This window comes from Streptomyces sp. MNU76 (assembly GCF_020982545.1).
In the GTDB taxonomy this organism is placed as follows: domain Bacteria; phylum Actinomycetota; class Actinomycetes; order Streptomycetales; family Streptomycetaceae; genus Streptomyces.
The window spans coordinates 306,285-330,905 of record NZ_JAJKLK010000008.1; the positions used below are offsets into that span (position 1 = coordinate 306,285).

Here is a 24,621-nt window from a genome sequence, read left to right on the forward strand (position 1 = left end):
GCCCCTCAGGGCACGGCGCCACCACCACGCGCTGCCGTCAACAGGGACTCCCAGTCGGGGATCTTCACCACGCCTCTGCCCAGGGAGGCCCCCAAGGCCGCCTCGGCCCTCTCTATCGACTGCCAGCCGGACCACTCGACCGGGTCGGGGCCCGCTGCCCGGAGCAGCGCCACCGGGTCGTCCGGCAGGCTCCTGGCCGCCAGCTCCGGCGCGTCCTCCAGCAGTGAGCTCGCCGTCTCCTTCGCGCAGGGTCGGTTGGTGCCGATCACTCCGGTGGGGCCGCGCTTGATCCAGCCGGCCACGTACTCGCCCGGTGAGGGCACCCCGTCGCGGAGCACGCGTCCGGCGGCGTGCGGGACCGTGCCGTGGACCGGGTCGAAGGGGAGGCCGTCGACCGGGACACCCCGGTAGCCGACCGAGCGGAGGACCAGCTGGGCCTCGATCACCTCGTACCGTCCGGTGCCGCTCACCCCGCCGTGGCCGTCGGGCTCCGTGCGCTCCAGGCGTACGCCGCGGACGCGGTCCCCGTCGGAGAGGATCTCGACGGGCCGCAGGAAGAAGCGCAGTCGGATGCCGTGGCGGCCGGCCGGGGCGGGCGCGGTGGCCCAGCCGCGCAGCACCTCGACGTTGCGGCGCTGCGGGGCGGGCAGGGAGGAGGGGTCGACATAGCCGGGGTCCAGCTCCAGTTCGGCCGGGTCGACGGTCACCCGGGAGTCCGGGAGGGTGCTCAGCTCGCGCAGCTCCTTGGTGGTGAACCGGGCCTGGGAGGGGCCCCGGCGGCCCACCATGTGCACGCGGGTGACCGTGCCGGCGGCGAGGGAGTCCAGGGCGGCCTGCGGCATGTCGGTGGGCGTCAGCTCGGTCGCCCCGCGCGCGAGCATCCGCGTGACGTCCACCGCCACGTTGCCCACCCCGATGACGACGGCGGTGCGTGCCCCGGCGAGGAAGCCGTCGGCCACCGCGTCCGGGTGCGCGCTGTACCAGGAGACGAACTCCGTCGCCGACCAGCAGCCGCGCAGGTCCTCGCCCGGGATGCCGAGCCGTCTGTCCGTCGCGGCACCCACGCAGTACACGACCGCGTGGTACAGCTCCCGCAGCCGGGCGACGGGCACCCCGTCCGCGCCCACCCGGACGCCGCCGAGGAACCGCACCCGCTCGTGCTCCAGCACGGTCCGCAGATTGTTCTGCAGCGACTTGATCTTCTCGTGGTCCGGGGCCACCCCGTAGCGCACCAGGCCGTACGGGCACGGCAGCCGGTCCAGCACATGGACGTGCACCCCCGGGTCCTGCTGGACGAGGCTCTGGGCGGTGTAGCACCCGCTCGGCCCCGAACCGACGACGGCGACGCGCAGCACGGCGGAACTCCTTGCGCGAGGAGATGCGCTGATGCCTCAAGGATCCCACCGCCGGGCCCGCCGGGGAGGGGTGGGAAGCGAGGGCGGGGTGCTGCGCCGTCGGGGTGCCGTGCGTTCTCGGCACGCGTGGCTGTGCGCAGAGAATGTGATCATGCGTTTACGTTGCGTGGGTGCTGGAAGCATCCTTTCTGAATCTCTCCGACCGCCACTGGCAGGACGGCGCGGTGTCCGTGCGGCCCGCGTGGGAAGTGCAGGAGCACGACGGCGCCACGGCCTGGTTCAACGCCCGGCTCTCGTTCCCGGACGGTGCCGGGGTCGAGGTTCTCGCCGTGGTCTGCGGAGGCCGGCTGTCGCTGGAGGACGTACGCGCCCAGCCACCGCTGTCCCTGGACGACCTCGCGGAGCTCGCCGACTGGATCGAGGGTCCGCTGTTCGAGGCGTGCGGCACGGTGCCGGACCTCGTCGAGGAGGAGCCGCCGCGGACCCCGTACGGGCCCGGGCGGCGGGCCCGGCCCGCGTGGCCGCGCGGTGTGGAGGGGCGGCGGCTGGTGGCCGAGGAGTATCTCGCCGCGCAGCGGTGCGGCTACGACCCGGTCCTCGCGGTGATGTGCGCGACCGGGCACAGTCGCCGCAGGGCGCTGCGGCTGATCGCCGGGGCGCGTGACGAGGGCCTGCTCGGCCCCCGTCACGCCCGCCGCTGAGTGTGGGGCCGGGGGCCGGGGGGAGGGCGGCCGGTCACTGCGTCAGGTCGCGCATCCGGCTGATCTCCGTGGTCTGCTGGGCGATGACGTCGTCGGCCATCTCCTCGATCAGGATGTTGTTGCCCTGCGCCTTCACATCCGTGGCCATGGTGATCGCCCCCTCGTGATGGGTGATCATCAGTTTCAGGAACAACTGGTCGAACTTCTTCCCGTCGAGCGTGCCGAGCTGCTTCAGCTGGTCCTCGGTCGCCATGCCGGGCATCGTGTCGTGGTCGTGCGAAGTGTCCTGCCCGTCGTCGCCGTTGGCCTGCAGCCACCCCTCCATGGCCTCGATCTCGGGCCTCTGGGCGGCCGAGATGCGCTCGGCGATCCGCTTCACCTGGGTCGACTTCGCGTGGCCGGGGGCGAGTTCGGTCATCTCCAGCGCCTGGGCATGGTGCTGGATCATCATGCGGGCGTAGTCGAAGTCCGCGGAATTCGGGGAGTCGTCCTCCGCCCGCTGCTTCTCGACGTCTTCCGGCGAGAGGGTTCGAGCGGCCTCACCGGGTTTTCCGGGCGCGATCACCGCCGGTCCGCTCGACCCGCCCGAGCCGCCGTCGGGGGCCGCCTCGGTCCCCGAGTCGCAGCCCGCGAGCACCAGCAGAGCGACCGTCAGCGAGGCCGTGACCAGCGGCGCGCGGAATGTGCGGCGAACGAGCACAGTGACCTCCTGGGACACAGCAACGGGCGTACACCTCGTGAGTGTTGACGAACGTTCCTAACACGCTTTCGCGTGCAGGTGATCAAATTTGTTCGTTACAAATGCATTGCCGTCTGTTGATCTGTGCATGATGAAGACGATACTGCGGAGGTGCTCGAACCGTTCAACTGCGAACGGCCACAAGGGAGGACACAGTGACCCTGTTGAACAACCTTCGGACGCGGCGCAGACGTCTGGGAGTCGCCGCGACTGCGGCCGGCCTCCTGGCCGCGTTGCTCACCGCCGGTCCGGCGGCCGCGACCCCTGACCCCGGGGACTCGCCCGCCGTGCGGGAGAAGGTCTCCAAGAGCGATGCCGCCGAGGCGCGGGAGGCGATAGCCGCCGGCGAGATCCCCGGCCAGGACGAGATCGTCCACTCCAGCAACATCCAGCACCTGACCAACATCCCCAAGGACGCGCTGCCGGGCACCAACTCGGATCTCGCCTTCCAGGGCAAGTACGCCTACGCCGGCAACTACGACGGCTTCCGCATCTTAGACATCAGCAACCCGAAGGCGCCCAAGACGGTCGCCCAGGTCCTCTGCCCGGGTGCGCAGAACGACATCTCCGTCTCCGGGAACCTGCTGTTCCTGTCCACGGACTCCTCGCGCAGCGACAACTCCTGCAACAGCACCACGCAGCCCGCGACGGAGAAGTCGTCGTGGGAGGGCATGAAGATCTTCGACATCAGCGACAAGGCGAACCCGAAGTACGTCGCCGCCGTGGAGACGCCCTGCGGCTCGCACACCCACACCCTGGTGCCCGAGCGCAGGAACATCTACGTCTACGTCTCCTCGTACTCCCCGAACGCCGCGTTCCCCGACTGCCAGCCCCCGCACGACGGCATCTCCGTCATCAAGGTGCCGCGCAAGTCCCCGGAGAAGGCGGCCGTGGTGGGCTTCCCGGTGCTGTTCCCCGGTGAGGGCCCGGACGGCGGCGGCAACCCGGGTTCACCCACGAACCCCGGCGTCTCCAAGACCACCGGCTGCCACGACATCACGGTGCTGCCGTCGAAGGACCTCGCCGCCGGCGCGTGCATGGGCGACGGCATTCTGTTCTCCATCAAGGACCCGGAGAACCCGAAGGTCATCGACCAGGTCCAGGACAACGTGAACTTCGCGTTCTGGCACTCGGCCAGCTTCAACCAGAAGGCGAACAAGGTCGTCTTCACCGACGAGTTGGGCGGCGGCGGCGCGGCCACCTGCAACGAGGCGATCGGCCCGAACCGCGGTGCCGACGGCATCTACGACATCGTCGGCAAGGGCGACAAGCGCAAGCTCGTCTTCAAGAGCTACTACAAGATCCCCCGCCACCAGGCCGACACCGAGAACTGCGTCGCCCACAACGGCTCGCTGATCCCGGTCCCGGGCAAGGACATCATGGTCCAGGCGTGGTACCAGGGCGGTGTCTCCGTCTGGGACTTCACCGACTCCTCCAAGCCCAAGGAGATCGCGTACTTCGAACGCGGTCCGATCTCCACCACCACCCTGGTGGGCGGCGGCTCCTGGTCGGCGTACTACTACAACGGCTACATCTACTCGAACGACATGGTGAAGGGCTTCGACGTCCTGAAGATCAACGACAGGCGCACGGACCCGGCGAAGTGGGTCCCCATGCGTGAGCTCAACGTCCAGACGCAGCCGGACTACTTCGGCTTCAACTGGTAGGAGGCAGCGGCACCGGGACCGCCACCGCGGTCAAGTAACCCGTCCCGCCGGGCCCTTCGGGGACCGGCGGGACACCGCGCTCCCGGCGCCCGCATTGACCGGGGCGCCCTGCGAGGACATCCTGTAACTCCCGAGCCGGCGGACGATCGGCGAACTATACTCAGCGCCTCCGGGCGGCGCCCCTGTGTGCGCCCGCCCGGCCGTTGTTCGTCCCGGGCCGCACGGGGGACGGTCCGGGACGGACGTCCGGCGGCGACGAACAGCCCGTGCGGAGCGCGCCGGACACGGGCGGACGGCCCCTCACGGTGAGCCGACCGACGGCACCTCAGTCCAGCAGCTCCAGCACGGGCCGCAGTCCGTCCGGCCGCCCGGCGATCGGCAGATGGTCCACGAAGTGCACCCCGCACCCCAGCGCCGCCGCCCCGCCGTCGGCCCGCCGGTCGTCACCGACCATGAGGGTGTCCCGCGCGTCGACACCGAGCTCCGCGCAGGCGAGCGCGAACAGCCTCGGGTCCGGCTTCTGCACACCGTGCTCGTACGACAGCGCGTAGACGTCGACATACGCGTCGAGGCCGTGCGCGCGGAACACCGGCCGCAGGTCCCAGCCGATGTTGCTCACCACACCGACGGCGACCCCGCGCCGCCGCAGGGCCGCGAGCACCTCGGCGGCGTCCGGGTAGGGGCTCCACGCCGACGGTGTCATATGGCGGTCGTACAGCGCGTCGTGGAGCGCGAGGGCCGGGAGCGCCACCCGACGGGAGAGGCCGGTGTACGCGGCCCGGTGCTCCTCGGCGCTGCGGTCCCGCAGCGCCCACAGGCCGGCCAGGTCGCCGGTCGGCGCCTCCTCCGGGGCCGCACCGCCCGGCAGGGCGCCCGCACGCTCCAGCGCCTGTGCCGTCCGGACCAACTCGGCCTCGGGCAGGGTGAGCGAGGAGCCGGCGAGGGCCGCGCGGAGCCAGGAATCGGTGGACTCCACGCGGAAGAGCGTCCCGGAGAAGTCGAACAACACTCCCTTGACCGTCATGCCGTCGATCCTTCGTGACCGTGCGCACCCGGTCAAGTACGCCTCGGCACGCCCCACTTCTCGTACGCGACCACCGCCAGCGCGATCGTCAGGCCGCCCAGCAGCCAGCCGGCCAGCACGTCCGACGCCCAGTGCACGCCCAGCCAGATCCGGGTCAGCCCGACGCCCACGACGGAGACGACGCTCACCACCACGGCCGTACGCACGACGGCGCGACCGGCGCCGTACAGATGCAGCAGCCACACCAGCAGTCCGAGGACGACCACGGCCGTCATGGCGTGGCCCGAGGGATACGCGGCGTAGTGGGCGGAGTCGACGGGGTCGGGCCACGCGGGCCGTTCCCGGCCGACGGCAGCCTTCAGCCCCTGCTGGAGCGCCGTGCCCGACGCGCAGGCGGCCGCCAGCCAGAGGGCGAGCCACCACTCCCGGTGGCGCCACACCAGCCAGATCGCGGCGGCCGCCGCCAGCAGACGCATCGTCACCGGGTCCCAGACCCAGTCCGTCAGGATGCGGAACGCGTGGGTGACGCCGGGTTCGTCGACGGCCCATCCGTGCGTGGTGTTCGCGACGCTCTCGTCCAGCGACATGAGCGGCGCCCACGAGATCGCGACCAGGACGAGCAGCACGACGGAGGACGCCGCGAACCCGGCGGTGGCGCGGACGGTGCGGTGGGTCGACGGCCGGTGGGGCGGCGAGTCGACGGTGGGGGTGTGCATACAGCGATCCTGGCCGACTCCCGGGGGCCTGGGCCAAGGCCGAGGCGTGAGATCACTGTCACGCCGTGCGACCGGAGCAAAGTCGTCGCGCCGCGCGTTGTCCTTGGGTCGGTCTTGGTCCCTTCTTTGCCAAATCACGACCTGACGAGTGCCCGCAATGCGGGGACGAAAGCCACCGGCACGGGAACGACCGGGACGAGGGCGGCGGACGCGGTCAGGCGCAGCCGGTGCACCGGGGCGAGCCGCTCCGGGGGCGCGAGCAACCGGTCGACCCGCTGCGGCACATGGTCCTCGGGGGTCGGACAGGGCCCGAACACCCCGCGGTCCTCGTTCAGGCCCACGAGAGCGAGGGCGATGGTGAGGCGGCCGTGGCGACGGGAGGCGGTGTCGTCGGCGGCGAGTTCGACCAGCCGGTGCATCTCGTCGCGGAACGCGGCGAACACCGGAACCCGGGGGAACCCGCCCGCGAGCGCCGCCGAACAGTGCAGCAGCCAGTGGTGTCGGGCCCGCGCGTGCCCCTGTTCATGGGCGACCACCGCGTCCACCTGCGGTCCCTCCAGGCGACGCAACGCGGCCGTGGTGATGACCAGTCGGGGCGTGGGGCCGGGCAGCCACCAGGCGTCCGGCCGCTCGCCCTCGACCAGCCGGTCGCCGTCCGGCTCCTCGCCGGGCAACAGCGGGGCGCGCAGGCGGAGTTCGGCATGGCGGCGCCGACGCTGCCGCCGGTCCCGCAGGATCTCGCGGACCAGCATCGTGCCCGTCCACAGCCCGCCGCAGGCCAGCACCACGGCGGTGGCCACGGCCCAGGAGCCCCCGCTGTCCAGCGCGTACGCCTCCACGCCCCCTGCGGCGCCGGCGCGAACACCCGCCCGCGCACCACCGTCCAGGCCGCCGCCGCGCTCAGCGCCATCGACAGCGCACAGCACAGCAGTACGGCCGCCACCACGCTCCCCCAGAGGGGGCACCCCCAGCCACACCCACAGGGCGACCACCGGTTCACGGTCCGACCAGTCGGCGCGGGCCAGCAGTCGCGGGGCGACGACGGCGGTCAGGGCGCCGAGCAGCAACAACGCCGCGGGGACCATCATGGGGCGCAGCCCATGAGCGGGCTGGCGCGCGGCGACACGGGCCGGGCCGTCGAAGTGACGCAGACCACGACGGCCATGGCCTCGCGGCGGTTCAGACCGTCAGCAGCATGGCGAACATCCCGATGCCCATGGAGAGCCGGCAGGCCCGCGCCAGCTCAGGCCGGTCGCCCCAGCCGGTCGCCCCGGCCCGAATCGGCGCCCCCGGGGCGGCCGGTACGGGCACGAGCCGGAGCCCCGCCCGCACCACGTACCCGGCGAAGTACACCAACAGTGCCCCCGTCACCAGGGGCGGTCCCGTGCCACCGTGACCGCCGCCCGGCGCGGCGGCCATGATCGCCGCCATGTAGACCATCGCCAGCGCGCCCACCAGATGGTGCAGATGGTGCGCGTTCCCGCGGGCCGCCCACAGCGCGCGCACCGCGGCCGCGCCGAACGCGAGTGCGTAGCAGAGCCACGCCCAGCGCGGCGGAGTCAGGGCCGCGGCGGGCACGGCCATCGCCGCCATGCCGAACCCCATGAGCGCTTCGCCGCCGGCGGCACGCCGCTGCTCCTCCACGGCGCTGCGCATCCGCAGCAGGCAGTACCCCCCGGTCACCGCGCACAGCGCGACCAGCAGCCAGCCGGCCGAAACCGGTCCGTGCACCACGTACCTCCCCGTTCGACGACGTAGGTCGGGCCGAGAGTGAGGTCGGACAGTCGGTCAGGGCATGCCCGGGCCCGATGGCGCGCATACGAGCGCAAGGGTGTACGTGGGGGAGCGCGCGGGAGTGCGCCACGGCAGGCGGGCGCCACCGAGAAGCGCGAGACGAGCACCACAGCCCGATATATATTTCACGAGTAAAACACCAGCTAAGGTTGGGGGTATGCGCAGCGTCCGACCATCCCGTGCCCGCCGGCTCCCGCTCTCCGGTGCCCTCCGGTTGAACCGCCCCTCCGAGATCTGGTTCAAGCCCGCGCTCAGCGTGGTCGTCGCGATGGCACCGCCGAACCTGACGCTGCTGACGCTCGGCCGCCTCGACCTGGCCATGTACGCGATGGCCGGCTCCCTGTGCGCGCTCTACGCCCACCACCGCCCCTACGCGGACCGCGCCCCGGCCCTCGCCCGGGTCGTGCTCGGCATGATCGCCGGACTCGCGGTCGCCCTCGTCACCGCCTCGCTCACCACGAACGCGGTGGCGCTGGTGACCGTGGGCGCGCTTCTCGCCGCCGCGCAGAAGGCCCTGTGCGACGCGAGCCGGATCGGACCGCCCGCCAACGTCATCTTCACCTTCGTCACCTCGGCGGCCCTCTTCGCGCCCCAGAGCCTCGCCCAGGTCCCCGGCCACCTCGCCGTGGCCTCCGTCGCGGGCGCCTGGGCCTGGCTCGTGTGCATGGCCCCCGGCCTGGTGCGCCCCTACGGCCCGGAGTGCCGCGCCACCGCCCAGGCGCTGAACGCGGTGGCCGCCCACGTCGAGGAACCCGAGCGACCCGGGTCCCGCACGGCCGCCGCGGCCGCCGTGCACACCGCCTGGCAGACCCTGCTCGCCGCCGGCGCCCGCACCGAGCCGCGGCGCGCCCTCGCGACCCTCCTGGCCCGCGCCGACATCGCACTCGCCGCGCCCGCCGAGGCAGACCCCGACCGGCTGCGCGCACTCGCGCCGCGACCTCGCACTGTCGCGCACCTAGGGCGGGCCGCCGCCCCGGCGGAGGCGGCCGACGAGCCGCTCGACACGCGGCCCGGACAGCGGGGCCGCCGTCCGGCGCCGTGGAGCGTGCTCGGCCCGCTCGCCCCCCTCGCGGTCCGCACGGCGCTCGGTTGCGCCCTCGCCGGGTACGCCTCCCTCGCGCTCGGGGTCGGCCGCCCCTACTGGGCCCTCGTCACCGCCGCCTCGCTCTACCAGGCGAACCTCACCCTCACCTGGAGCCGGGGCGTCCAGCGCGTCGTCGGCAACCTCGCCGGGGTACTGGCCTTCGCCGCACTCGTCCCTCTCGCCCACCTCGGCCCGGCGGCGCTCGTCCTGTGCTGCCTCGCGCTCGGCTTCGGCGCCGAGGCCCTGATCAGCCGCAACTACTGGCTCGGCACGGTCTGCGTCACCCCGATGGCCCTCCTCGTCACCGAGTTCGTCCGCTTCGCGGACCCCGGCGAGCTGATCACCGACCGGCTCCTGGACACCCTCGTCGGCGTGACGGTCGGCTTCCTCGCGGCGGTCGTCGTCACCGACCGGCGCTCCGGCCACCGGGTCGCCCACGCCCTCGCCGCCGTGGAGCGCGCCCGCGCGCACACCCTCCGCACGGCCGTCGACGCGGACGCCGCCCCCGGCGCCCTGCCCGCCGCACGCCGCGCCCTGGCCGCGGCCCTGGTCGAACTGCGCGCCGTCTCCGACATCGCGAGCGGCGAATGGTGGCAACGCGCCCTGCCGGCGGAGCGGGTGACACACGTCGAGCGGGCCGGACACCGTACGCTCGCGGCGACGGTACGACAGCACGGGTTCCGGGAAGCGGAGGGCGCACGGGCATGACGGCAGGCAACGGGCGGGCGGGGCGGGGAGCGGCGCGGCTCTCGGGGACACGGTCGCCAAGGTGGTGCGCCAGTGGCAGACGGTGCACCCCGGTCTCGACACCGCCCCGATGGAGATCATCGGCCGCGTCAACCGGTGTGCCGCCCTCCTCCAGCAGGCCGAGGACGCGCCACTGCGTCACGCCGGGCTCACCCGCCCCGAGTTCGACGTCCTCGGCACGCTGCGCCGCACGGGCCACGAACTGACGCCCAGTGAGATCGCCCGCGAGACCTTCGCCTCCGGCGCCGCCGTCACCAAGCGCCTGAAGCTGCTCACCGAGCGCGGCCTCGTCGAGCGGCGGGGCGACTCCCGTGACCGGCGCGTCGCCCACGTCCGTCTCACCGACACCGGCCGGGACCTCGTGGACAGTGTCATTCCGGAGCAACTGGCGTACGAGGAGACCGTGCTCTCGGGGGTGGACACGGGCGACCGCCGCGAACTGGCCGTACTGCTGGGTGAGTTGCTGATCCAGCTGGAGGGCCGACTGGGGCTGCCGCGCGCCTGAGCCGACGCGGGGTCACCCCTCGGCTTCCGCCCTGCGGACCCCGAACACGGCCCCCTGGGGATCCCGCAGCACCGCGATCCGCGGCCCCTCCGGCACCGTGGTGGGCTCCATGAGGAGGGTGCCGCCCGCCTCGGTGGCGATCCGGGCGGTGTCCTCGACGTCCTCGACGGTGAAGTACGGCAGCCAGTGCGAGGGGACCTCGGGCGGGAACTTGTCGTCCATCGTGATCATGCCGCCGAAGCCGGCGCCGTCGATGTCCCACCGGGGGTAGTCCCCGCCGGTGCTCACGTTCCAGCCGAACACCACAGCGTAGAAGGACTTCGCGCGCTCCGGCGCACGGGTCAGCAGCTCGACCCAGCCGAGTGCGCCGGGCGCGTTGAACAGTCCTGCGCCGGGGAAGCTCCGCGCCTGCCAGAGCTGGAAGGCCGCGCCGCCCGGATCGAACACCACGGCGAACCGCCCGAGGTCGAAGACGTCCATGGGCTCCAGCACGACGGCCCCGCCGGCCGCCCGCACGGCCACCACCGCCGCGTCCGCGTCGCGCACCGCGAACGACACGTTCCAGGCCACCGGCTGCGGCTCCTGGTACAGCGGCGCGAGGGCGGCCACCGCCACGTCCCCGAGGTGGGCCACCGTGTAGCCGCCGGCCTCCTGGCGCGGATCGGTCTCGGGGCGCCAGCCGAACAGCTCGGTGTAGAACCGCTCGGCCGCCTCCAGGTCGCTGGTCCCCAGCTCGGTCCAGCAGGGCCCACCGGTCACCGGCCGCTCGAGCTCCATGGTGTCCTCCGAAGGGAATCGGGCGCGGCACGCGCGTCCCCCTCCAGCACGCTATGCCCGCGTCCCGGCCCCGGCCACAGGAGTGTGCCCCCTCAGATCCCCGGGCGGTAGCGCAACGGATGGTCCACGGGGATCTCCACCAGTACGATCTCGGTCCCGTCCGGGTCGGCGATCCACATCTCGATCAGCCCCCAAGGCTCCTTCACCGGCTCTCGGCGCACCTCCACCCCGGCCGCCAGCAGCTCCGTGTGCGCCGCCGTCACGTCCGCGACCTGCAGCCACAGCTTCAGCGCGGGTGACGGCGGTGTCGGCGAGCGGCCCGCCACCTCCAGGAAACCGCCGCCGAGGAAGTACACGACGCCCCGGTGCTCGCCCGTACCGAACTCTCGGTACACGGGGAGCCCGAGCTGCTCGCCGTAGAAGACGCGGGAGCGTTCGGGGTCGGTGGGGCGCAGGAGGGTGCGGCTGCTGAGTACGTGGATCATGAGTCGAGCGTAGGCGCTGTGGCCGTGTCCTCGGGTGCGGGCGGGTGGGGCTTCTCGCGCCGTTCCCCGCGCCCCTGTCGGGGCGCGGCTGTCGATACCCTCTTGCGTGTTCGAGCCCCGCAGACGTCCACCAGGAGCACCCCATGGACACCGCCGCCACCGACCTGACCTTCCGTGACGCCACCGACGCCGACGTGGACGTCCTCGTCGCGCTGATCGAGTCGGCGTACCGAGGGGACTCCAGCCGGGCCGGGTGGACCACGGAGGCGGACATCCTCGACGGGCAGCGGACCGATCTCGAGGGTGTCCTGGCGGTCGTCGAGGCACCGGACAGCCGGTTGCTCACCGTCGAGCGGGACGGCACGGTCGTCGCCTGCTGCCAGCTCGAACACCGCGGCGCGCACGCCTACTTCGGGATGTTCGCGGTGAGCCCGGCCCTCCAGGGTGCCGGCCTCGGCAAGGTGATCATCGCCGAGGCCGAGCGGATCGCGCGCGAGACCTGAGGGGTGCGCGAGATGCACATGACCGTGATCTCCCTACGGGACGACCTCATCGCCTGGTACGAGCGGCGGGGCTACCGCCGCACGGGACGGACGACCCCGTTCCCGTACGGCGACGAGCGCTTCGGCATTCCGCGCCGCGCCGACCTGCGGTTCGAGCTCCTGGTCAAGGAGCTGGTCTGACGTCCTCGCCTGCGTGAACGCAGACGTGTTCGGTAGCGGTCAGGCCGTGAAGCGGCCCGTGCGTTTGATGTCCGGGTAGTCGGTCGTGGCGCCGTCCAGCTGGAGGGCGCGGACCAGGCGCAGATGGTCCTGGGTGTTCACCACCCAGCCGATGATCCGCAGGTTGGCCTTGCGGGCCTTCTCCACGACCTCCAGCGTCAGCCGCCGGATGTTGAGCACCAGGGTGGCGGCGCCCACCGCCACCGCCCGGTCCACGACGTCGGTGCCGTAGCGGCTGGCGACCAGCGCGGTGCGTACGCCCGGCACGAGACGGGCGATCTCGGCGACCGCCTCGTCGTGGAAGGACAGCACCTCGACCCGTCCCACCAGGTCGCGCCGGTGCATGACCTCGGCGAGGGCGCGGGCCGCCGCCGTGTCCTTGATCTCGGCCTGGAGCGGCGCCCGCACCGCGTCCAGCACCTCCTCGAAGGTCGGCACACGCTCGCCGCGCCCCGCGTCCAGGGCGCGCAGCTCGGCGAGGGTCTTGTCGGCGATCGGGCCCGTGCCGTCCGTCGTCCGGTCCACATCCGCGTCGTGCATGACGACGAGGGCGCCGTCCTTGCTCAGATGCAGATCGAGTTCGATGACGTCGAGGCCCGCGCGATCGGCGGCCACGAAGGAACGGAGGGTGTTCTCGGGTTCGACACCCATGACTCCGCGGTGACCGATGGTGAGGAAGTTCAAGGTGGACTCGCTTCCGTCGACGGCGGCTCGGCCCGCGTGACCGGGGAGGGGCGGCACGCGGCTGGGGCGCAGCGTAGTCCTCCCGCCGTGCGATGCATCCGCATGTGCACGGGCCCTTTCGGGTCGTGTCACCCCGTGTCGGCCGGGGAACAGGACCGTTTCCGCACCTGGTCCGCACCGACCGGGTCATCCCTGCGTGGGCGAGTCCGGTGGACGTTGACCTCGAGTGCCGCGGGCCCGGAGGTCGGGACGCACGAAGTGTGATCTACGACGCGTGTGACAGGAGATTCAGCGGTTAGGTGCCGAGAGTGGCGGGAAGATTTCCGGCTGGGACGCTCAAGATCGGTCTTGCGGTGAGGAACCCTCGCTACGTACGGTGTCACTACGAAAGGTTCTCCCGTGAAGGATGGGTCATGACGGAAATTCTTGTGCAGATGGGTGCGGAGGGCGTTGTTCCTTCGGTCGGTAGGGTGGTGAAGCACCCGGCCTGGCCCGTGCTCAAGGATGCCGTGGAGCGGATCCGGCCATGGCAGTCCAAGGATGGTTCGATCGACTTCGACGCCGAGCGGGCCCCCGACCGGGGCGCCGCCGAGCAGGCCGTGCGGGACGTCGTCGGGGCCGTCGAGGCGCTGTCCCCGCTGCTGCCGCACGACGCCGCCTACCACCGGGCCCTCGTCGGAGACCTGCGGCGCTGGGCCGACCAGGGCTTCGAGGTGCCCGACTTCCTCGACTCGCTGCTCGCCTTCCAGCCCGCCGCGAACCGTGCGGACGGCCTCCAGCACCTGGTCGTCTTCCCGATGTACACGCAGAACGGCAACCCCGACCGCAACCTCGAAGCGGTCGTGCTGCGCATGGTCTGGCCCGAGTGGCTGGCCGAGCTGGAGCGCACCCGGTACGACAACCCGCTGTTCTGTGGCATCAAGTTCGAGGACTTCACGGCGGGCTACGACACCAACTCCGCCGTGCTCTTCCCGGAGACCATCGCCGTGCGCGAGGCGCCGGAACGATTCTCCTGGGGTGGCATCTTCTGCGACCGCGAGGCCGCGCGGTTCCGTCGGGTGACCGACGCCGCCGTCGACATTCTCGGCCTGGAGCTGCCCGAGGACATCGCCGCGATGGTCCACGACCAGACCCGCTGCGAGGAGGCATTCGTCCTGTGGGACATGGTCCACGACCGCACCCACAGCCACGGCGACCTGCCCTTCGACCCGTTCATGATCAAGCAGCGCCAGCCGTTCTGGATGTACGGCCTGGAGGAGCTGCGCTGCGACCTGACCGCCTTCAAGGAGGCCGTGAAGCTGGAGGCCGAAGGCGTCGCGCAGGCCCGTGACGTGCAGTTCGCGGTCCTCTTCGACCGGATGTTCCGCTTCCCGGTCACCGGTGAGCGCGTCCGCAACTACGACGGCCTCGGCGGCCAGCTCCTCTTCGCCTACCTGCACAAGCACGACGTCGTCCGCTGGACCGACAACAAGCTGCACATCGACTGGCAGCGCGCCCCGCAGGTCACCAACCAGCTCTGCGCCGACATCGAGCAGCTCTACCGCGACGGCATCGACCGCCCGAAGCTCGTCCACTGGTTCGCCGGGTACGAGCTGGTCTCCACCTACCTCGCCCCGCACCCCGGCTCCCGCTGGGCCAAGGGCCCGGACGCCCTGGATGTGACGCAGCCGCCGCGGAAACTCGTCGACGACGTGCTTCCGGACGAGTTTCCGCTCAGCATGTTCTATGAGGCGCTCGCCAAGAAGCTGAAGACCGTGATCGCCTCCACCAAGGGCATCACCGCGGCGGACACCGAGCGGGTCGCCGCGTGACCGCCCGGCTCGCAGGCGTCACAGTCGCTGCCCAGGAGGCGAAGACCATGCAGAACGGTAACGGTGCACTGAGCGGCGCGGTGATCGCGGTGGCCGGCGCGGGCGGACCCGCCGGCCGGGCGGCCCTGCTGCGGCTGGCCGACGCGGGAGCGATCGTCGTCGGCTCGGACAACGACCCCGAGCGGCTCTCGGAGGCCGTGGACGCGGCCCGCTACGCGCACGGCGGCGCCACCGTCGTCGGCGACACGGTCGATCTCCTCGACCTGCAGTCGACCCGCGACTGGGCCACCCGCATCGAGAAGGACTTCGGCCGGGTCGACGGCCTCGTCCACCTCGTCGGCGGCTGGCGCGGCAGCGAGACCTTCACCAGGACCAGCCTCGACGACTGGGACTTCCTGGAGATGCTGCTGATCCGCACCGTGCAGCACACCTCCCTCGCCTTCCACGAGGCCCTCCAGCGCAGCGAGCGCGGCCGGTACGTCCTGATCAGCGCGGCAGGCGCCAGCAAGCCCACCGCCGGCAACGCCGCGTACGCCGCCGCCAAGGCCGCCGCCGAGGCGTGGACACTCGCCACGGCCGACTACTTCCGCAAGGCGGGCGGGCCGGACGGGCCGACCTCCGCGGCTGCCATCCTGGTCGTGAAGGCGTTGGTGCACGACGCGATGCGCGCCGACCGCCCCAACGCGAAGTTCGCGGGCTTCACCGACGTCAAGGATCTGGCCGAGGCCATCGCCGGGGTCTGGGACAAGCCCGCCGCCGAAGTGAACGGAAACCGTCTGTGGCTGACCGACAAGCCGTGAACCCTCCGAAAACCGACGCCCGACGCCATCACGACCCGGAGGTCCGCGGCTTCGCCAGCGACAACTACGCGGGCGTCCACCCCGAGGTGCTCGCCGCCCTGGCCCTGGCCAACGGCGGGCACCAGGTCTCCTACGGAGAGGACGACTACACCGAGAACCTGCAGCGGATCGTCCGCAGTCACTTCGGCGCCACCGCGGAGGCGTTTCCCGTCTTCAACGGCACCGGCGCCAACGTCGTCGCGCTCCAGGCCGTCACCGACCGCTGGGGCGCGGTGATCTGCGCCGAGAGCGCGCACATCCACGTCGACGAGTGCGGGGCGCCCGAGCGGGTCGGCGGCCTGAAACTGCTCACCGTGCCCACGCCCGACGGCAAGCTCACCCCCGAGCTGATCGACCGGCAGGCATACGGCTGGGACGACGAGCACCGCGCCATGCCGCAGGTCGTCTCGATCACCCAGAGCACCGAACTCGGCACCCTCTACACGCCCGAGGAGATCCGCGCGATCTGCGACCACGCCCACGCGCACGGCATGAAGGTGCACCTGGACGGCTCGCGGATAGCGAACGCCGCCGCCTCCCTGGACGTGCCGATGCGGACGTTCACCAACGCGGTCGGCGTGGACCTGCTCTCCCTGGGCGGCACCAAGAACGGCGCGATGTTCGGCGAGGCGGTCGTCGTGATCAACCAGGACGCCGTCCGCAGGATGAAGCACCTGCGCAAGCTCTCCATGCAACTCGCGTCCAAGATGCGCTTCGTGTCGGTGCAGTTGGAGGCCCTGCTGGCGAAGGACCTGTGGCTGCGCAACGCCCGCCACTCCAACGAGATGGCCCAGCGGCTCGCCGAGGGTGTCCGCGCGGTCCACGGCGTCGAGATCCTGTACCCCGTGCAGGCCAACGCCGTCTTCGCCCGCCTTCCGCACGACGTGAGCGAACGCCTGCAGAAGCGCCACCGCTTCTACTTCTGGGACGAGGCGGCCGGAGACGTCCGCTGGATGTGCTCCTACGACACGACCGAGGAGGACGTGGACGGGTTCGTGGCAGCGCTGAAGGAGGAGATGGCGCGCTGACGGCCACATGAGGGAATGCATAGATATACGGTCACCCGAAAAGTCATTGACTCACGGGTGATCGTTTTTCTATGCTCTGCGGGCATGGAGCTGATCCAGCAGAACCCTGACCTTTCCGCCTATCTGGCTGCCGACGAGGTCATCGACCATCACCATCCACGGGTGCGGCAGACCGCCGCGCGACTGGCCAAGGAAGCGACGGACTCGTATGACTATGCGCGTGTCGCGTTCGGGTACGTCCGCGACGGCATCCCGCACTCCCAGGACGCCGACGATCCGCGTGTGACCTGGCGGGCGTCCGACGTCCTCGACCAGCGCACCGGGATCTGTTACGCCAAGGCCCACGCCCTGGCCGCGCTGCTGCGTGCCGAGGACATCCCGACCGCGCTCTGCTACCAGCGGCTGGCGCACGACGACGGCGAGGGACACGTCGTCCACGGCCTGGTCGCCGTCCGCTTCCACGGCGCCTGGCACCGCCAGGACCCCCGGGGCAACAAACCCGGCGTGGACGCGCGGTTCTCGCTGGACGGGGAGCGCCTGGCCTTCGTACCTGATACGGCGGCGGGCGAGTCGGACGACCCGATCCTCCACGCCGCGCCGCACCCGGCCGTGCTCGGCGCCCTCCGGGCGGCCCGGGACCGGGCGCACCTGTGGAGGACGCTCCCCGTGGTCCTGTAGGGCCGGGTCAGCGGGCCTCGGCCTCGCGGACCTGCTCCGGGGTCGGGGCCGTGCCGCCGAGGTGGGCGGGCATCCACCAGGTGTCGTCCGGGCCCTTGGGGCGGACCGGGTAGGCGCGCTGCGCCGCCTCCAGCAACTCCTGCACCCGCTCGCGGAGTTGGCGGGTGATGGCGCCCGCGTACTTGTCCTTGGAGGCCTCTATCGCCTCGCCCACCCGGATGGTGATCGGGATGTGGCTGCGCTTGAAGTTGCGCGGGTGGCCCTTGGTCCACAGCCGCTGGGTGCCCCACACGGCCATGGGGATCAGCGGGACACCCGCCTCCTGGGCCAGCCGGGCGGCACCCGACTTGAAGCTCTTCAGCGTGAACGACTGGGAGATGGTGGCCTCGGGGAAGACGCCGATGATCTCGCCGGAGCGCAGCGAGTCCAGCGCGTGCGCGTAGGCCGCCTCACCCTGCTTGCGGTCGACCGGAATGTGCCGCATGTTGCGCATCAGCGGACCGGAGATCTTGTGCCGGAACACCGACTCCTTGGCCATGAAGCGCACCAGACGCTTCTGCGGGAGCGCCGCCAGGCCGTCGAAGATGAAGTCCAGGTAGCTGATGTGATTGCTCACCAGCACGGCGCCGCCCTGGCGCGGGATGTTCTCCGACCCCTTGCAGTCGATCTTCAGGTCCCAGACCTTGAACAGGGTGTGGGCGAGACCGACCGCGGGACGGTAGACGAGCTCTGCCATGGGCGGAGTGGACCCTTCTCTCTGCCTGGGAAGAGGGCTCCCGGCGGGAAGTTACGCAGCCGTAGGTTTACGGCATCTCGCAGATCGTGCCCCAAGAACGCACGAGTAGCCAGTCCTGGTGCCGGCCGCGGGCGAGATTCTCGTCACGTCGGACACACGATCGACCGCCGGTCGTTCACCAGGACGTCACCGCGCGCGTACGGTCACCCGTCGGGCCAGCAGGTACATCTCGCACCCCAGGCAGTACCCGAACACCGCGTTCAGGAAGGCCGCGGCGAGCGCCGCGCCGGTCGCCGCCAGTCCCAGCCACCCGGGCCCGACCGTGAACCCGACCAGGCCCACCAGCGCGAAGACCAGCCCGACTCCCTGAGCGAACCGCGGCGGCTCCGGCGCCTCGAACTCCGTCGGCGGCCCGAGACGTGGTCGGACGAGCGCGCGGAAGACCTGGCCGTACGGCGAACGCCCCACCCCGCCCGCCGCGCCCAGTGCGAACGCGAACGTCTGCCAGGCCAGCAGCCATGCGCTGCCGGTGATCAGCACGACCGCCAGCACCACGGTCGTCACGGCGGCCCCGAAGCGGGGTCCCCTCGCATCGATGTCCATGCGTCAAGCATTCCGCAGGCCAATCTCCGTGGGGAGGTGGGAATCTTTGCAGTCTCGTGAACGCTGAAGCACGCTGTGACCGGACTTGTGGTGTGTGGACTGGTGCTCGCGGCGGCGAGCGCCTACGGAGTGCTGCATCGGCGGCGGAGCGGGAGAGTCAGGGTGCGCGGGCGGGACGGCGACAAGCGGCTCGGCGCGGCGGAGTTGGGGGAGGGGCTCGGGGAACGGGCCACGCTGGTGCAGTTCTCCAGCGCCTTCTGCGCCCCCTGCCGGGCGACCCGCAGGGTCCTCGCCGACGTGGCCGCGATGGTGCCGGGCGTCGCCCACGTGGAGATCGACGCCGAGGAACACCTGGACCTCGTGCGCCGGTTCGACATCCTCAAGACGCCGACCGTGCTCGTGCTCGACGCCGATGGCCGGATCGTGCGCAGGGCGACCGGGCGGCCGCGCAAGGCGGATGTGATCGCCGCGCTGGGCGAGGCCGTGTGACACCGCACACCGGAACGTACTTGACTGTACGCGTCACCCCTCGTCAGCCTGACCGTATGCCACGGGAAATCCTTCTCTTCGAGCGTGTCCATGTGGACCTCGTCCGCACGGCGAGTTCGCGCTGTCCGGGAACCTGAGCTCTTCGCGGACCAGCCCGTCGACTCCAGCAGAAGGACACCTCCATGACGGCCACCTCCGGCCTCGGTTCGCCCCGGCTCGCCTCCCCCGACCTCCTGCGCTCCGTCTTCCGGCGCCATGCCGCCGGTGTGGCGGTGATCACCGCCCAGGGTGCCGCCGGACCCGTCGGCTTCACCGCCACCTCGCTCAGCTCGGTCTCCGCCGAGCCCCCGCTGCTCTCGTTCGGGATCGGCACCGGCGCCTCCAGCTGGCCGGTGATCTCCGAGGCGGAGCACATCGGCGTGCACATACTCGGGGAGCACCAGCGGGAGCTGGCGGCGACCTTCGCCCGCAGCGGCGCCGACCGGTTCGGGGCGCCCACCGGATGGCGTAGCGGCCCGGAGCAAGTTCCCGTCCTCGACGACGTGCTCGCCTGGCTGGTCTGCCGGGTGGTGGCGCGGGTCCCGGCCGGCGAGCACCGCATCGTCCTCGCCGAGGTGGTCGTGGGGGACCCCTCGGGAGCCGGTCGGCCGCTGTTGTATCACCAGGGGCGCTTCAACGGTCTGCGAGACTGATTCCCACACGATTACGCAGGGTTGCCTAACTCACAGTTCAAAGCGCTTGCTTAGCGGGCACGCAATGCGGGAACGTAGACGTCGTACTGGCGAGTAATATTTCGACCGGAGCGCAGGTCGCCCCGATCGGGATCGGCCGCTTCAGGCGCCTATGCTGCCTGGAAGAAGGCAGCCCAGAAATGACGATGCAGTAGGAGAGCCGGCGTGAGCTTGAGGATCGTTGTCACTGTGAAGTACGTGCCCGACGCCACTGGCGACCGGCACTTCGCCGATGACCTGACCGTCGACCGTGACGACGTGGACGGTCTGCTCTCCGAGCTGGACGAGTACGCGGTCGAGCAGGCCCTCCAGATCGCCGACGAGGCCGACGACGCCGAGATCACCGTGCTGACCGTGGGTCCGGAGGACGCCAAGGACGCGCTGCGCAAGGCGCTGTCGATGGGTGCGGACAAGGCGATCCACGTCGAGGACGACGATGTGCACGGCACAGACGCCATCGGCACCTCGCTGGTGCTGGCGAAGGCGATCGAGAAGGCCGGCTACGACCTGGTGATCTCCGGCATGGCCTCCACCGACGGCACGATGGGTGTCGTCCCGGCGCTGCTCGCGGAGCGTCTGGGTGTTCCGCAGGTCACACTGCTCTCCGAGGTCTCCGTCGAGGGTGGCCCCAGCGGTACGGTCAAGGGCCGCCGTGACGGCGACGCCGCCTCCGAGCAGCTGGAGGCCTCCCTGCCGGCGGTCGTGTCGGTCACCGACCAGTCGGGCGAGGCGCGTTACCCCTCCTTCAAGGGCATCATGGCGGCGAAGAAGAAGCCGGTTCAGTCCTGGGACCTGTCCGACCTCGACATCGAGGCCGAGGAAGTCGGTCTGGAGGGCGCCTGGACGGCTGTCGACTCCGCGGCCGCACGCCCGGCGCGTACCGCCGGCACGATCGTCAAGGACGAGGGCGAGGGCGGCAAGCAGCTCGCCGAGTTCCTCGCGGGCCAGAAGTTCATCTGAGGCCCGCAGTCGCCGACCGCCCCCTCACCCTTTCGCAAGCAGGAGAGCAATCCCATGGCTGAAGTTCTCGTCTACGTCGATCACGTGGACGGTGCCGTCCGCAAGCCCACCCTGGAGCTGCTGACCCTGGCCCGCCGGATCGGCGAGCCCGTCGCCGTCGCGCTCGGTGCCGGTGCCGCCGACACCGCCGCCGCCCTCGCCGAGCACGGCGCGGCTCGGGTCCTCACCCACGACGCCGCCGAGTACGCCGACTACCTGGTCGTTCCCAAGGTCGACGCGCTGCAGGCCGCCGTCGCCGCCGTCTCCCCGGCCGCCGTGCTGGTCTCCTCCTCCGCCGAGGGCAAGGAGATCGCCGCCCGTCTCGCGCTGCGTATCGGCTCGGGCATCATCACCGACGCCGTCGACCTGGAGGCGTCCGACGAGGGCCCGGTGGCCACGCAGTCGGTGTTCGCCGCCTCCTTCACCACCAAGTCCCGTGTCTCCAAGGGCACCCCGGTCATCACGGTCAAGCCCAACTCCGCCGCCGTGGAGGCCGCCCCGGCCGCGGGCGCGGTCGAGGCCCTGGACGTCACCTTCGGCGCGCTGGCCACCGGCACCAAGGTCACCGGCCGTACCCCGCGCGAGTCGACCGGCCGCCCGGAGCTGACCGAGGCCGCGATCGTGGTCTCCGGCGGCCGTGGCGTCAACGGCACCGAGAACTTCGCCATCATCGAGGCCCTCGCCGACTCCCTCGGTGCGGCCGTCGGCGCCTCCCGCGCCGCGGTGGACGCCGGCTGGTACCCGCACACCAACCAGGTCGGCCAGACCGGCAAGTCGGTCTCCCCTCAGCTGTACATCGCCAACGGCATCTCCGGTGCCATCCAGCACCGCGCCGGCATGCAGACCTCCAAGACCATCGTGGCCGTCAACAAGGACGCCGAGGCCCCGATCTTCGACCTCGTCGACTACGGCGTGGTCGGCGACCTCTTCGACGTCGTCCCCCAGCTCACCGAGGAGATCAAGGCCCGCAAGGGCTGAGCCTCACCGGTCTCGCCGAGGCCCCCACGACCGTTCGCGCGGTCGTGGGGGCCTCGGCTCATCCCAGGGTCAGCGAGGCCTGCACGGGCAGATGGTCGCTCGGGTACGTCCCGCCCCTCGAGAAGGTGTTCATCGCCGCCCAGTGCGTCGTCACCCCGGGCGAGGTGAGGATCCAGTCGATGCGTCTGCCCCCGGGCCTGGGCTCCCGGTAGCCGTGGTACGTCCCGTACGCCTCGGTGCGTGAGGCGGCCGCGTCCCAGGCGTCCACGAGACCGTTGCCCAGCATCAGGTCGTAGACCCGGTTGTCGTGGGCGGCGGCGTTGAAATCGCCGGTGACGACGACAGGCGCCGAGCGGTCCCACCCGGCCATCGTCTCGCCGATCAGCCCCGCCGAACGCTCCCGGGCGTACTGGCTGACGCTGTCCAGATGGGTGTTCAGGACGTAGAACTCCCGGCCTCCGTCGGCGAGATCGGCGAATTTCACCCAGGTCACCATGCGCAGCCAGTCCGCGCCCCAGGTGTTGGAGGCGATCGTGTACGGGGTGTCCGACAGCCAGAAGTGGTCGAACTCGATCGGGTCGAGTCTGCGGGTGTCGTAGAAGATCGCCATGAACTCGTCCTTGCTGCCGCCCCCTCGGCCGGTGCCGATCCAGTCGTAGGGCCCGCCGAGATCCTTCTCGATCATGCGCAGCTGCTGGTAGAGCCCTTCCTGGGTGCCGATGACGTGCGGTCGCTCGCGACGCAGCAGCTCCCGCATCACCGGCCGGCGGACGGCCCAGCGCGGTGTGCTGTCGACGACGGTCGCGAAGCGCACGTTGAACGTCATGACGTTCAGCGCCCCCGCGTACTCACCGGCGGACGCCGGTTGTGACGAGCCCGCCGTCGTCAGCAGTGGCACGGCGATGGCGGCGGCCGCCGCGGACCTGAGTCCCTGGCGGCGCGTCACTCCGACCTCTTTCGGCACGCGATGTCCTCCCCTTGCGAGTCACCATGAAGCTTGCCTATGGATACGGATGAAGAGGCCGGATCGGTGGTGACCAGGCGAAGAGCATGGGGAATCCCACGTCGAGAGGGTGTTGACCGAGGCGAAGATCGACAGTTAGCTTCGTCATGCGGACTATCTATTCCGTAGTACGGAAAAATGGAGGGTTGTGGAATGGGGCAGGGCCGACAGGAGAACGTGGCGACGAGTCTCGCGGGCGCCGTCAGCGAGGAGATCAGCGCCTCCCTCGCCCCCGTCGACGCGGAGCTGGAGCGCCGCTACCCGGGCGACCCCGGCACCCGCCAGCCCGTGCACACCGTCTACGTCCCCGGCGACGTCTTCGCCGCCGACACCCCGCGCACCTGGGGCGACCGGGCCCTCGCCGCCCTCGACGAGCACGCCCCCGACGCGGCGTCCTTCGCCGCCGTCCTCGGCCTCGGCGACGACCTCGCCGAACCCGTGTACGACCGAGTCCGCGCCAAGCTGGAGCGCGAACCGATCGAGGACCTCCGGGTCGACTTCGAGGACGGCTACGGGGCCCGCCCCGACGCCGAGGAGGACGAGGCCGCCGCCCGCGCCGCCCGGCTGATCGCCCGCGCGTACGCCGACGGCACGGCCGCCCCGTACATGGGCATCCGCATGAAGTGCATGGAGGCGCCGGTCCGCGACCGGGGGATCCGCACCCTCGACATCTTCCTCACGGGCCTGCTGGAGGCCGGCGGCCTGCCCGACGGACTGGTCCTGACCCTGCCCAAGGTGACGTACGCCGAGCAGGTCACCGCCATGGTCCGGCTGCTGGAGGCCTTCGAGAAGGCACGCGGCCTGGAACCCGGCCGGATCGGCTTCGAGATCCAGATCGAGACCAGCCAGTCCATCCTCGCCGCCGACGGCACCGCCACCGTCGCCCGGATGATCGGAGCCGCCGAGGGCCGCGCCACCGGGCTGCACTACGGCACCTTCGACTACAGCGCCTGCCTCGGCGTCTCCGCCGCCCACCAGGCCAGCGACCACCCGGCCGCCGACCACGCCAAGGCGATCATGCAGGTCGCGGCCGCCGGCACCGGCGTACGCGTCTCGGACGGCTCGACGAACGTCCTGCCCGTCGGCCCGACCGCGCAGGTCCACGACGCCTGGCGACTGCACTACGGCCTCACCCGCCGCGCCCTGGCCCGCGCCTACTACCAGGGCTGGGACATGCACCCGGGCCACATCCCGACCCGCTACGCGGCCGTCATCGCCTTCTACCGGGAGGGGTACGCGCAGGCCGCCGCCCGCCTCTCGCGCTACGCCAACCGCGCGGGCGGCGACGTGATGGACGAGCCCGCGACCGCCAAGGCGCTCAGCGGCTATCTGCTGCGCGGCCTGGACTGCGGCGCCCTCGACCTCGACGAGGTCTCCCGCGCGACCGGCCTGACCCGCCCCGACCTTGAGGGCTTCGCCGCGCCGAGGGGGGCGGACCTGACCGTCTCCGGCCACTAGGGGGTGTTTCGAAAGTCCTGTGCGGTGCCCGCGGTGTCCGGTGCGTGCTCTCGGCGTGCCGGGCGCACGCCCTCGTACCGGACGTACTTGGGCTTGTGCCCGGTGCGGCGGTGGGGTACCTCCCGGTCGAGCGCCAGCCGAGACTGGGGGAGCGTGCCGGGCGTCGCGACGGGGCGAACGTTGCCTGTTGCGGCACTAGGAACCGGTACGGGCCGGTACGGACGGGTGGGTCGGCGGCGGGGTGCGTAGCGGTCCTGTGACAGCCGCC

24 protein-coding genes and 2 pseudogenes are annotated in these 24,621 nt (G+C 71.5%); 14 read left to right on the forward strand and 12 right to left on the reverse strand.

Features of this window, described 5'->3' with window-relative positions; genetic code table 11:
* Positions 1–5: 5 nt before the first annotated feature.
* Entirely contained in the window at positions 6–1,355 is a 1,350-nt protein-coding gene (locus E4N62_RS21595; RefSeq protein ID WP_230216796.1) for an FAD-dependent oxidoreductase, read from the reverse strand.
* Positions 1,356–1,579: 224 nt separating this feature from the next.
* Between E4N62_RS21595 and E4N62_RS21600 the strand changes: the two genes are divergently transcribed.
* Positions 1,580–2,056 carry a DUF6214 family protein gene (locus E4N62_RS21600; protein WP_230217086.1) on the forward strand — a complete coding sequence of 159 codons (477 nt, stop codon included), beginning with the start codon at positions 1,580–1,582 and terminating at the stop codon, positions 2,054–2,056.
* A 34-nt stretch (positions 2,057–2,090) separates the two neighbouring features.
* On the opposite strand, the gene E4N62_RS21605 is transcribed toward E4N62_RS21600, so the two are convergent.
* Positions 2,091–2,756, reverse strand: coding sequence for a DUF305 domain-containing protein (locus tag E4N62_RS21605; protein ID WP_230216798.1), 666 nt, complete (start codon positions 2,754–2,756; stop codon positions 2,091–2,093).
* 194 nt (positions 2,757–2,950) lie between these two features.
* Between E4N62_RS21605 and E4N62_RS21610 the strand changes: the two genes are divergently transcribed.
* Entirely contained in the window at positions 2,951–4,462 is a 1,512-nt protein-coding gene (locus tag E4N62_RS21610; protein ID WP_230216800.1) for an LVIVD repeat-containing protein, read from the forward strand.
* 325 nt (positions 4,463–4,787) lie between these two features.
* On the opposite strand, the gene E4N62_RS21615 is transcribed toward E4N62_RS21610, so the two are convergent.
* The 4 genes and pseudogenes from E4N62_RS21615 to E4N62_RS21630 all read right to left on the reverse strand — a co-directional run bounded on the left by E4N62_RS21615 (position 4,788) and on the right by E4N62_RS21630 (position 7,933).
* Positions 4,788–5,486, reverse strand: coding sequence for an HAD family hydrolase (locus E4N62_RS21615; RefSeq protein WP_230216802.1), 699 nt, complete (start codon positions 5,484–5,486; stop codon positions 4,788–4,790).
* A gap of 32 nt (positions 5,487–5,518) precedes the next feature.
* Positions 5,519–6,202, reverse strand: a complete 684-nt coding sequence (locus E4N62_RS21620) for a phosphatase PAP2 family protein (protein WP_230216804.1) — start codon at positions 6,200–6,202, stop codon at positions 5,519–5,521.
* A gap of 134 nt (positions 6,203–6,336) precedes the next feature.
* Positions 6,337–7,290: pseudogene (locus E4N62_RS21625) on the reverse strand (M56 family metallopeptidase).
* Between the two features lie 91 nt (positions 7,291–7,381).
* A complete protein-coding gene (locus E4N62_RS21630) occupies positions 7,382–7,933 on the reverse strand; it encodes a DUF5134 domain-containing protein (RefSeq protein WP_230216806.1) in 552 nt (183 codons plus the stop codon).
* Positions 7,934–8,153: 220 nt separating this feature from the next.
* Here E4N62_RS21630 and E4N62_RS21635 point away from each other — a divergent pair, with 220 nt between their 5' ends.
* The gene (locus E4N62_RS21635; protein ID WP_230216809.1) at positions 8,154–9,788 is read left to right on the forward strand and encodes an FUSC family protein; all 1,635 of its coding nucleotides are present in this window, start codon (positions 8,154–8,156) and stop codon (positions 9,786–9,788) included.
* A gap of 61 nt (positions 9,789–9,849) precedes the next feature.
* Positions 9,850–10,332, forward strand: coding sequence for a MarR family winged helix-turn-helix transcriptional regulator (locus E4N62_RS21640; protein WP_230216811.1), 483 nt, complete (start codon positions 9,850–9,852; stop codon positions 10,330–10,332).
* A gap of 12 nt (positions 10,333–10,344) precedes the next feature.
* Here the strand turns inward: E4N62_RS21640 and E4N62_RS21645 are convergent, their stop codons facing one another.
* The gene (locus tag E4N62_RS21645) at positions 10,345–11,109 is read right to left on the reverse strand and encodes a VOC family protein (RefSeq protein ID WP_230216814.1); all 765 of its coding nucleotides are present in this window, start codon (positions 11,107–11,109) and stop codon (positions 10,345–10,347) included.
* Between the two features lie 92 nt (positions 11,110–11,201).
* Positions 11,202–11,594, reverse strand: a complete 393-nt coding sequence (locus E4N62_RS21650; RefSeq protein ID WP_230216816.1) for a VOC family protein — start codon at positions 11,592–11,594, stop codon at positions 11,202–11,204.
* Between the two features lie 143 nt (positions 11,595–11,737).
* On the opposite strand from E4N62_RS21650, the pseudogene E4N62_RS21655 reads away from it, so the two are divergent.
* A pseudogene (locus tag E4N62_RS21655) lies at positions 11,738–12,277 on the forward strand (GNAT family N-acetyltransferase).
* Between the two features lie 39 nt (positions 12,278–12,316).
* On the opposite strand, the gene E4N62_RS21660 reads toward E4N62_RS21655, so the two are convergent.
* Positions 12,317–13,000, reverse strand: coding sequence for a glycerophosphodiester phosphodiesterase family protein (locus tag E4N62_RS21660; RefSeq protein WP_184898867.1), 684 nt, complete (start codon positions 12,998–13,000; stop codon positions 12,317–12,319).
* Between the two features lie 413 nt (positions 13,001–13,413).
* Between E4N62_RS21660 and E4N62_RS21665 the strand changes: the two genes are divergently transcribed.
* The 4 genes from E4N62_RS21665 (at position 13,414) to E4N62_RS21680 (ending at position 17,356) form a co-directional block, all read left to right on the forward strand.
* On the forward strand, positions 13,414–14,811 hold the full coding sequence (locus E4N62_RS21665; protein ID WP_230216818.1) for a DUF6421 family protein: 1,398 nt from the start codon (positions 13,414–13,416) through the stop codon (positions 14,809–14,811).
* Between the two features lie 47 nt (positions 14,812–14,858).
* Positions 14,859–15,611 carry an SDR family NAD(P)-dependent oxidoreductase gene (locus E4N62_RS21670; RefSeq protein ID WP_184898010.1) on the forward strand — a complete coding sequence of 251 codons (753 nt, stop codon included), beginning with the start codon at positions 14,859–14,861 and terminating at the stop codon, positions 15,609–15,611.
* Entirely contained in the window at positions 15,608–16,678 is a 1,071-nt protein-coding gene (locus E4N62_RS21675; protein WP_230216820.1) for a low specificity L-threonine aldolase, read from the forward strand. Before E4N62_RS21670 ends, E4N62_RS21675 begins: the two co-directional genes overlap by 4 nt.
* 84 nt (positions 16,679–16,762) lie before the next feature.
* On the forward strand, positions 16,763–17,356 hold the full coding sequence (locus tag E4N62_RS21680; RefSeq protein ID WP_230216822.1) for a transglutaminase domain-containing protein: 594 nt from the start codon (positions 16,763–16,765) through the stop codon (positions 17,354–17,356).
* A gap of 7 nt (positions 17,357–17,363) precedes the next feature.
* On the opposite strand, the gene E4N62_RS21685 is transcribed toward E4N62_RS21680, so the two are convergent.
* Complete coding sequence (locus tag E4N62_RS21685) at positions 17,364–18,092, reverse strand: 1-acyl-sn-glycerol-3-phosphate acyltransferase (RefSeq protein WP_230216824.1); 729 nt, start codon at positions 18,090–18,092, stop codon at positions 17,364–17,366.
* A gap of 186 nt (positions 18,093–18,278) precedes the next feature.
* Positions 18,279–18,695 (reverse strand): DUF4395 domain-containing protein, encoded by a 417-nt coding sequence (locus E4N62_RS21690; protein WP_230216826.1) that lies wholly within the window; start codon positions 18,693–18,695, stop codon positions 18,279–18,281.
* Between the two features lie 75 nt (positions 18,696–18,770).
* Here E4N62_RS21690 and E4N62_RS21695 point away from each other — a divergent pair, with 75 nt between their 5' ends.
* The 4 genes from E4N62_RS21695 to E4N62_RS21710 all read left to right on the forward strand — a co-directional run bounded on the left by E4N62_RS21695 (position 18,771) and on the right by E4N62_RS21710 (position 21,892).
* Positions 18,771–19,184, forward strand: coding sequence for a thioredoxin family protein (locus E4N62_RS21695; RefSeq protein WP_230216828.1), 414 nt, complete (start codon positions 18,771–18,773; stop codon positions 19,182–19,184).
* A gap of 182 nt (positions 19,185–19,366) precedes the next feature.
* Positions 19,367–19,876 (forward strand): flavin reductase family protein, encoded by a 510-nt coding sequence (locus E4N62_RS21700; protein WP_230216830.1) that lies wholly within the window; start codon positions 19,367–19,369, stop codon positions 19,874–19,876.
* Between the two features lie 204 nt (positions 19,877–20,080).
* Positions 20,081–20,875 carry an electron transfer flavoprotein subunit beta/FixA family protein gene (locus E4N62_RS21705; RefSeq protein ID WP_230216833.1) on the forward strand — a complete coding sequence of 265 codons (795 nt, stop codon included), beginning with the start codon at positions 20,081–20,083 and terminating at the stop codon, positions 20,873–20,875.
* A 54-nt stretch (positions 20,876–20,929) separates the two neighbouring features.
* A complete protein-coding gene (locus tag E4N62_RS21710) occupies positions 20,930–21,892 on the forward strand; it encodes an electron transfer flavoprotein subunit alpha/FixB family protein (protein ID WP_184898024.1) in 963 nt (320 codons plus the stop codon).
* A gap of 58 nt (positions 21,893–21,950) precedes the next feature.
* Here the strand turns inward: E4N62_RS21710 and E4N62_RS21715 are convergent, their stop codons facing one another.
* The gene (locus E4N62_RS21715; RefSeq protein ID WP_230216835.1) at positions 21,951–22,856 is read right to left on the reverse strand and encodes an endonuclease/exonuclease/phosphatase family protein; all 906 of its coding nucleotides are present in this window, start codon (positions 22,854–22,856) and stop codon (positions 21,951–21,953) included.
* A 192-nt stretch (positions 22,857–23,048) separates the two neighbouring features.
* Here E4N62_RS21715 and E4N62_RS21720 point away from each other — a divergent pair, with 192 nt between their 5' ends.
* Positions 23,049–24,353 carry an aldolase/citrate lyase family protein gene (locus E4N62_RS21720; RefSeq protein ID WP_230216837.1) on the forward strand — a complete coding sequence of 435 codons (1,305 nt, stop codon included), beginning with the start codon at positions 23,049–23,051 and terminating at the stop codon, positions 24,351–24,353.
* Positions 24,354–24,621: the final 268 nt, after the last annotated feature.